The sequence below is a fragment of the Domibacillus antri genome (assembly GCF_001936625.1).
Classification (GTDB): domain Bacteria; phylum Bacillota; class Bacilli; order Bacillales; family Domibacillaceae; genus Domibacillus; species Domibacillus antri.
In genome coordinates this window covers 1-8,897 of record NZ_MSDU01000059.1, presented here as the reverse complement: position 1 = coordinate 8,897, position 8,897 = coordinate 1, and the positions used below count along the sequence as shown (strand labels likewise).

General features: G+C 40.1%; 9 protein-coding genes. 1 reads left to right on the top strand and 8 read right to left on the bottom strand.

All coding sequences use genetic code 11. From position 1 onward, the window contains the following. Positions 1 to 366 precede the first annotated feature (366 nt). Positions 367 to 795, top strand: coding sequence for a ferritin-like domain-containing protein (locus tag BTO30_RS15825; protein ID WP_075399660.1), 429 nt, complete (start codon positions 367 to 369; stop codon positions 793 to 795). 230 nt (positions 796 to 1,025) lie between these two features. Here the strand turns inward: BTO30_RS15825 and BTO30_RS15820 are convergent, their stop codons facing one another. From BTO30_RS15820 to BTO30_RS15785, 8 genes are all read right to left on the bottom strand, one after another. Then, positions 1,026 to 2,249 (bottom strand): S-layer homology domain-containing protein, encoded by a 1,224-nt coding sequence (locus BTO30_RS15820; RefSeq protein WP_143331994.1) that lies wholly within the window; start codon positions 2,247 to 2,249, stop codon positions 1,026 to 1,028. A 63-nt stretch (positions 2,250 to 2,312) separates the two neighbouring features. Next, the gene (locus BTO30_RS15815; protein WP_075399658.1) at positions 2,313 to 3,089 is read right to left on the bottom strand and encodes a S8 family peptidase; all 777 of its coding nucleotides are present in this window, start codon (positions 3,087 to 3,089) and stop codon (positions 2,313 to 2,315) included. A gap of 154 nt (positions 3,090 to 3,243) precedes the next feature. Next, positions 3,244 to 3,498, bottom strand: coding sequence for a S8 family serine peptidase (locus BTO30_RS15810; RefSeq protein ID WP_075399657.1), 255 nt, complete (start codon positions 3,496 to 3,498; stop codon positions 3,244 to 3,246). A gap of 171 nt (positions 3,499 to 3,669) precedes the next feature. Then, a complete protein-coding gene (locus tag BTO30_RS15805; RefSeq protein ID WP_075399656.1) occupies positions 3,670 to 5,352 on the bottom strand; it encodes a putative bifunctional diguanylate cyclase/phosphodiesterase in 1,683 nt (560 codons plus the stop codon). Positions 5,353 to 6,183: 831 nt separating this feature from the next. Beyond that, positions 6,184 to 6,375 carry a hypothetical protein gene (locus BTO30_RS15800; protein WP_075399655.1) on the bottom strand — a complete coding sequence of 64 codons (192 nt, stop codon included), beginning with the start codon at positions 6,373 to 6,375 and terminating at the stop codon, positions 6,184 to 6,186. An 85-nt stretch (positions 6,376 to 6,460) separates the two neighbouring features. Then, on the bottom strand, positions 6,461 to 6,841 hold the full coding sequence (gene mscL / locus BTO30_RS15795; RefSeq protein WP_075399654.1) for a large conductance mechanosensitive channel protein MscL: 381 nt from the start codon (positions 6,839 to 6,841) through the stop codon (positions 6,461 to 6,463). A 525-nt stretch (positions 6,842 to 7,366) separates the two neighbouring features. Further along, complete coding sequence (locus BTO30_RS15790; RefSeq protein ID WP_075399653.1) at positions 7,367 to 8,101, bottom strand: N-acetylmuramoyl-L-alanine amidase; 735 nt, start codon at positions 8,099 to 8,101, stop codon at positions 7,367 to 7,369. 208 nt (positions 8,102 to 8,309) lie between these two features. Then, complete coding sequence (locus BTO30_RS15785) at positions 8,310 to 8,693, bottom strand: GGDEF domain-containing protein (protein WP_083632474.1); 384 nt, start codon at positions 8,691 to 8,693, stop codon at positions 8,310 to 8,312. Positions 8,694 to 8,897 lie beyond the last annotated feature (204 nt).

The following is an 8,897-nucleotide window of genomic DNA, read 5'->3' as shown; positions in this document are numbered from 1 at the left end:
GCCTGGCATTCCTCCTGGATACCTGCCTGGCATTCCATCTGGAATTCCACGCGGCGTTCCACCTTGAACGGAGTATACATAATAGCCATCAGTGTAATACACCTAACTCCTCCTTTTTCATTTCTAAATGACGTTCGTTATAGAGTATGTATCCTCATTATATTGGTGCAAATGATATTTATATAATATTAAGATTTCACATATGTGGATAGGACAGAATAAGAAGCAGAAGTTGGTAACAGCCCCGTTTTTAACTTTTTAATATTAATGTCGTAGTGCGAATGAGACTTCGACAATGTATGCCCTATGGACAAGATTCATTTAAGCAGCCCCCATCATACGCTAATAAAAAAGGGGGAGAGCAAAGTGCAATATTATTACGCTGTACAACCATCTTCAAGCGCAGAACTAATTACCGATATTTCAAAAGCTATTAACGGTGAGTACAGTGCGATTTACTGCTACGAACAATTAGCAAATCAAGCTCCAAACACCGCGATAAAAAACCAAATCCTCGAAATAAGACAGGATGAAATTAGACACTTTAAAATGTTTTCGTATCTCTATTCCTCTCTAACAGCAAAACAGCCATCTCCACAAATAACCGAACAATGCCCTGCGAATTTTAAGAGTGGCATACTTGCTGCATTTAAGGATGAACAGGAGACCGTAGATTTTTATAACGAGATAGCAGGAAAGACCAATCATCTGTTTATTAAAGAACAATTCCGAAGAGCCTCAGCTGATGAACAAAATCACGCGGTTTGGTTTTTATATTTTTTGAATCATTATTAACATTGTAGCAGCCGGCAATTATGCCGGCTTCAGTTTGTGTCAAAAGCGCTTTACCACCCGATTTTTTTCAGCCAGCCATCAAAAGACTTAATCTTAATTAATATCTCTTCTTGAACGTTAGGTCCGAGCTTTTCGATTGATGGTAATTCTATCTGAATTCAACAATAAACAAGCTGACGCAGAAGCATTTGTGCTTTTGTATCAGCTCAATTTTAGTACTCTTATAAACATTATTCAGATGACAAACGATAGAGAAAAACGGCCAGCTGGCCACGAGAAATATTACGAGAAACCCCGAATTGCGTTGCAGTAAAACCAGATGTGATGTTATGTACAACCAAAGCATCTACAGCTGCCTTGTAACGGGAAGATACATCTGTAAAAGAAGATGACAGCCCGTCTCCAGAAAGATGGTATGCCCGCTGTAAAATAAGAGCGACTTCCCCGCGTGTCAGCGGATCAGAGGCACCGAATCTATTTTTTGTGTTCCCTCCGATTATCCCTGCCTCTTTTAGGGTATTCACTGCCCTGACAGCCCGCTGTGGTACGTCCACAAAACCAGAAGACTCTGCCGTTTCTGTGTTTAAACTCAGTTCTCTGGCTAACCAAATTGCCGCGTCTGCACGGATAATATCCTTCTGAACGCCAAATTCTGTTAGAGACAAGCCGCGGGTAATTAGGTTGCGAACCAAGTATTCTACGGCCGGAGAATAAAATGAAGGAACGTCTTGGAATGAACCAATTTCTTGTTCTGATTCCGGCAGCCGTTTTAGAACGTTTACCGCAATAACAGCTGATTCTCCCGCGCATGTTATCGTTAGCGTCGTGCGGCCATAGCCTTTCAGCTCCACTTTTCCGCCTTCAACCGTGGCGACATCGGTGTTGGCCGATGACCATGTCGCACTGTTCGTCACGTTCTGAACTTCGCCGTTTTTGTATGTGGCGGATGCTGTGATATTGATGGTATCTCCCGCTATTCCTGTTAGAGAGGCATTATTTGTTTCAATTTTGACGACGGGATTAGGTTCCGGCTGTGGTTCTGGGCTATTTACTACAATCATAGTCGATTGACCCTCATATGTGACCGTGATCGTTGTGCTGCCATAGCCATTTAAATCTACTCTTCCGCCTTCGACCACGGCGACAGCAGTATTGGCCGACGACCAGGCTGCCCCATGCGTCACGTTTTGCACGTCGCCGTTTTTGTATGTAGCGGACGCTGTGACATTGATAGTATCTCCTGGCTGCCCTATTAGAATGGTTTGGTTCTCTTCAAGTTTGACGACAGGATTCGGTTCTGGCTCTGGAGCTGGAACGTTTACGATAAGGACAGCTGATTGATCCCCGTATGTCACCGTGATAGTCGTGCTGCCATAGCCTTTTAGCTCCACCCTTCCGCCTTCAACTGTTGCGACATCGGTGTTGGCCGATGACCACGCTGCTCCATTTGTCACGTTTTGCCTGTCGCCATTTTTGTACGCAGCGGACGCTGTGACGTTGATGGCATCTCCCGGCACTCATGAGACGGAATTTGCACTGAGAGTTATGCCAGTCAACGGATTCTCTTCCTTAAATTCTATAGGCTCTGTGAATGAGGAAGCCTGAATGAGGCCATAGCCGAAAAACGGATCTCTTCCTGCTGGCCCCAGATCCTGCGTATGCTCAATCAGTACCTGTCGCAGCTCTTCATTGGTAAGCCTTGGGTAAGCCTGCTTCAATAAAGCCAGTTTTCCTGTTACATAAGGCGTTGCCATGGAAGTGCCGCTCATATAAGCATACTGGTCCTCTAAATATGTACTCAGAATTCTTACGCCGGGAGCAGCTACCTCAACAGCCGGTCCTGTGGATGAAAAAGAGGCTCGACTAAAATAGCTGTCTACGGCACCGACTCCGATAACCGACGAATAACGGGCCGGAAAATCAACTGTGTCTTCTAATCCATCTGGCGCTCCATCGTTTCCCGCAGCCGCGACGATAAGCAGGCCGCTTGCATAGGCCTGATCTACGACGGATTGTAATACTGCAGATTCTACTTGCGTTCCTGCGCTTAAGTTAATGATGTCCATTCCATTTGAAATCGACCAGTCGATTCCTTCGATCATATCGGACAAATAAGCCGCGCCATCTTGATTAAACGCTTTTACAGCGTAAAGTTCCGATTCGTAAGCAGCCCCTTTTACTCCGAAGCTGTTATTTTGTGCGCCGATTATGCCAGCCACATGTGTTCCATGGCCTTGGTCATCACTGTATGCAGAGGTACAGTTAACCGTTGATCCCCCTCCCGCAACTGTCATATCACTGTGCGGTGCGATACCCGAATAATAACCGCCACTTTAACCCCCTGACCCGTAAAACCGCATTTCCAGGCAGCCGGTACATTCGTGGCCTGAATGCCCCAATCCTCTATCTGCTCGATCAGATGAATGAGCGTATCTTCTTCCACATGTTTTACAGAAGGTCTTTCCGGAGCTTATCAATTGAATCTTTCGGCAGCTCAACGGATGCGACCGCCACTTGCTCGAACGTCTCCGTCACATCACCGTCTACAGCTTCTACTGTTTTCTCAATCTCCTTTTCACTCGTTTCCTCATCAAAAACAACGAGCATCTGTTTTTCCACATTACCAACAGCAAAGACCGAGGCATTTTCGTAAATCGACAGCATCAAACCGACAGATATTACCCAACAGACAAAGCTTTTCACATCACTACCCCTTTCAAGATATAAATATAGCAAACTATATCATTATCCCTTTCCTTCTAAAAGAATGATTAATGGCAGCTCTCTCTAAAAATGCAGGAGTGGCAGGTGAATCGTTTTGCTTTGCATTTTTGTATTCCAACTTTAAAGAAAAAAAGACCGATTTGGGTCTTTTTAAATTTTATATTTAGTGGCTAATATACTCATTATTTCTTCTGCTGTTAAAGGACGCGAAAATAAATACCCTTGTCCCATCTGACAATAATTTTGTACCAAGAAATCAACCTGTTCTTTATTTTCTATCCCTTCAGCAATGAGAATAAAATTCATACTATGTCCCATTTGAATAATCGTTTTTACAATGGCCTCTGTATTTGGACTAGACAATACCGCTTTAGTAAATGATTGATCAATCTTAAGATAATCAATGGGCAATTGATTAAGAACACTTAGTGAAGAATAACCTGTGCCAAAATCATCTATTGAAATTTTGACCCCAATCTCTTTTAATTTCTTTATTATAGGCAATACTTCTTTAACATTTTGCATGATGCTCTCTGTAATTTCTAATTCAAGAAATTGGGGCGCTAATCGACTTTTTCTCAATATTTCTTTAACATCTTCTGTGAAACCAGCATCCTGAAATTGAACACTAGATACGTTAACTGCAACACGCAGAGAAGGAAAGCCTGAATTTTGCCAGACTTTATTTTGTTGACACACGATATTAAGAACCCATTTTCCAATATGTATAATATGTCCTGTTTCTTCTGCCAAGGGAATGAATTCCATTGGAGATATTAAACCTAATTCAGGATGATTCCATCGAAGTAAAGCCTCTACCGCTTTTATTTCTCCTGTATTAAGATCGACTTGCGGTTGATAATATACCTTAAACTCATTATTAGAGATGGCTGTTCTTAAACCATTCTCTAGTTTTAGTCTTCGATCAAAAACATCTCCGTTCTTTGAAGAAAAAAAATGATAAGAGTTTTTTCTTTCTTTTGAGGTATACATGGCTGTATCTGCGTTTTTAATAAGTGTTTCTACATCATCGCCATCATATGGAAACATACTAATTCCAATACTTGGGGTGATGACATATTCTTCATCCATTAAAATGAAAGGAATCGAAAATTCAGCAAGGATACGTTCAGCGACTTGTTTCACTTCATCTTTCTCAATCACATCAAGCATAATGATAAATTCGTCCCCGCCTTGGCGGGCAACCACATCACCCTTACGGACAATTGATAGCAATCGATCAGTCACTTGAATTAGTAAATCATCGCCAATAGGATGTCCTAATGTATCATTAATTAATTTAAATCGATCAAGGTCAAGAAACATTACAGCCATTTTTTCTTTATCCCGTTTGCATTGATACAACGCTTTTTTTAGGTGTTTATAAAGCATGTTTCGATTAGGTAAACCTGTTAATGAATCATGATAAGCCATTGTTTTAAGGTTTTTAGACTTTTTCTTTAATTTCTTATTTAATATTTCTAGTTCGCGCTGCTTTTGAGAAATTCGTTTATGTTGATAAATTGATACTATTGTAAATACTACTTTAATTACTGTAGCCATTAAAAATATTTCTACATCATAAGAACCCCATTCATCTGCGTTATCCCATTCTATAATTGTACGTATAAGATGAATCATTATTGTTAACAAACAAATGATAATTCCACCAATACCTTTTAAATAAGTAATGACCAAATGAATTGATATTAATTGTAAAAGCCAAGCAGTCTCAAAAGCACTTTGGAACATTATGTCAAATGCCGATGGGATAAATAAAAAAAAGATAACAATCAGCCAAATTTTAACGGGTATTTCTTTTAATGTTTCCATTTTCCCTCACCTCAAAGCAAAAAATATAACTACCAAAAAGGTTTTCAAAAATCTTATCATTTAATGCCATACATGATTAAATCATAACCCTTTGGTGCAGAACCCTTTTTTTCAAAAGTCTGTCCTATTCAACATAATGAAAAAAGACATGATTCAATTGTACTACAATATTTTCCGTTAGTTTTATTTTATTTTTTAAATCTCTGTGAGTTTTTAATAAAAAAGAAGACTTAAATAAAGTAGTTTAGACCACCGAAAAACCTGCTTATTAAACCTACGCTTCGAAGCAGCTTTGCCCTTTGGTACCCCTGCACCTTTCTGTTTAAGCTAGCGTTATGACATTCAGTGCCTGATTGCCATTTTTTAAAGTTGATTGAAGCAATAATAAGCATGATATGCCTGGATAATTTCTCAGCTTACAGAGTATTATCCATAGCATGCCATGCTTCTCTTTTGACTCCGCATAAACGAGTTCAAATTCTACTCTTTAGATTTGCATAGATTACTTAGTTTTACGGGTTATAATAGATCGGATGGTCTGCTTATGCGAGGCTTCACTGAATTAGCTTCGTGTGCTTTTGTCCTTTAGTACACATCGAAAGAAGAGGATAGTTACAGCACTGTGTTGAATCAAATGCATACTGCCTGTATCCATCACGGGTGCTCATCCCGTAAGGAAGCACCTGTTCTTCATGACAAATATATTGGTCATAGGAATCATCAAAGCCAGATAAATTTTTACTGTCAAGTCAAACTTTATATTCACTCATGCTTCAATTCCCCATATCAAAGAAGAATAATTTCTTTCCTTAATATAATTATTTATCTTACTTATTCTGATATTTTCGGTTCGTTTGGAACCTTACCGTACTTTCCACTATTTGTTCCATGAAATTCGCTTTTATTTAGTCTTTCTCTGTCGACCACAAATTCTTCCGGAGTGTTGGTTGCCTCGGAAGAATTATCTGTTGACCTTTTATTATTATCAAATCCGTCATTCAAAGTGCTTTCATCTTTACTCATATTTTTTCCTCCTCTAAATGATTTTATCTGATGTCTCTTCTTGAGAATTACTATAATAAAAGTCCGGACCTCTGTCCGGACTGGCTTAAATCTTGTTTGATTTTAATAGATCGCGAATTTCTGTTAGAAGCTCCTCTTCTTTTGTTAAAGAAGGGGGATCTTCTTCAACTTTTTTCTCACGGGTATAAATTTTATTGAATAGTTTAATAAAGATGAAAATAGAAAACGCAATAATAACAAAATCAATGACTGTTTGCATAAACACGCCATATTTCAGAACCGCATCACCGAATGTAAAAGACAGGCCGGAAACATCAATACCTCCGATCAATAAACCGATTAACGGAGTAATGATATCTGCCACGAGAGAAGAAACAATTTTTCCGAATGCTGCCCCAAGAATGACCCCGACTGCAAGATCAATCACGTTGCCCCGCATTGCAAACTCTTTAAATTCCTTCAGCACTTTCCTCACCTCTTTTTTGTTGTCTACTCCAATATATCATGGTTATTTTTCCAATAAACCTGTTTTTTCGACAAATAGTAAAAAAGGGGTTAAAAGTCTTATTTTTCATATTCTGAGTGAGATTGACTGTAGTGTCTTTTAGTCAAACAAGTCCTATGCATTAAAAAAATGCCCCGCTCAACCAGCAGAGCCTAATCTTAATCCTACAATAAATGGTTCCAAAAATGACCAACTGATACTCTTTACTCTTTTACTTCTACCTGATCCTTCTCATGGGATTGTTCCAACCTTTAATAAAAAGTACTTCATCTTCCTAACTTCCCAAAATCGTCCGATCCATTTTAACTGTGTCCTAATCTCCTTCATACTGTATGACGGCATGTAAACAACTCTCTTTTCTTGGATCATTTCTTTTACAACAATATGAGCTTAATGACAGTTAAGTATTATTGATATGCAAAAATCAACTCTCAGCTTTTTTCGCACAAATAATAACCCCGGCTGCAAAATCGGGGTATTCTTGCGTCATTTCTTCAGCTCATCATACAAACGATCCAGCATAACAACAACTTCTTGTCTCGTGATCGGATTCTGCGGCCGGTTTCTGTCTGTAATGCCCATCTCTGTCATATGTTTCCATGATTTCGCCGCAAACGGCGATGGTTCCTGTTCCGCTATGGTCTCTTCTTTTTTTGGTAAAGTACCTGTACTTTTTGGCGTAACACCCACTGTTTTTGCTATCCCGTCCGCCGCCTGGCAGAATTCATTAAAAAACGTCTGGTTATTCATTTTATCCATGTCGGACTTGTTATCGATAAACAGGCATTTGAGAATAACAGCTTTCATTTTCGTGTATTCTAGCACATCTAGTTCCGTGCGTATTTTAATGCCTCGGTCTTGTAATCCGTATTTTTTTAGCACTTTCACGATTTCCGCATGAATTGCTTTATCTTCGTCTGATGACGAATAGACAAACGTTTCATAACCTGTTCCACCGCCGGCATTAAGATGGATACTGACAAACAGAACTGCTTCTGCTTTATTAGCAATCGCACACCTAGAGGCAAGGTCCTGTTCTTTGTCGGGATTCAACGCGTTATCTGTCGTGCGGGTAAAGACTACTTTAACACTATCCGGCAGACGCTTAGCGACTTCGCGGCCGATCATGGCGGTATACAGATATTCCTGCCCGAACCGGACCGCGCCGGGATCGGGCAGGCCGTGTCCAAAATCAACGACTACAATGATTTCTTTACTCATTTGCAATCTCCTCCGTATCTCTTTTTATTATATGCTATCATCTACGGCCCGTCCCCGACGCCCGGTGTTATTGGATTCATAATAATCGCATCGACAACGCGCTGATATTCACCCGCGTCAACCACGTCAAACTTGCTTAAAACTAAACCGACGAGCGCAAAAAGAGCCGCCTAAAACGGGCAGCTTCCTGTTCACAATCGACAATGTATTAATCATTATTGTTCAAACTGTTTGCAACGACTATTTTATTTCTGCCCTCTTGTTTTGCTTTGTATAATGCTTGGTCAGTAATGTTTAATAGGTCGGTAAAATGATTTGTCATTTTTGGCAAGTTTCCGATTCCAATTGAAACTGTAATCGGCTTTCCTGTAGGGCTAATAGTTGTTTCCATCTTTCTTCTTATTCCTTCTGAAATGGTTTGGGCGATCTCAATATCGGTTCCCGGAAGAACGATCAAAAACTCTTCGCCGCCTATTCGAAAGCACAAATCACTTTCCCTGGTTTCTTTCTCCACCAACTTTGAAACAAATTTTAATACCTCGTCCCCTGCTAAATGTCCGTATTGATCGTTCACAGATTTAAAATGGTCAATATGATGCTAGTATGTTTAATGGACACACCGAATTGAGACGTTATAATAAAAAGACGAATCAGAAGGAGTGTCAATGATGGGAAGAACCTTTGATAAAGCCTTTAAACTTCAGGCGGTCACGCTGGTCATAGATGGCGGAACGGGTGTCACCGAATAAGCACGTGAACTCGACATGTCGGCCAAACAGCTCGGTAGACCACCCGT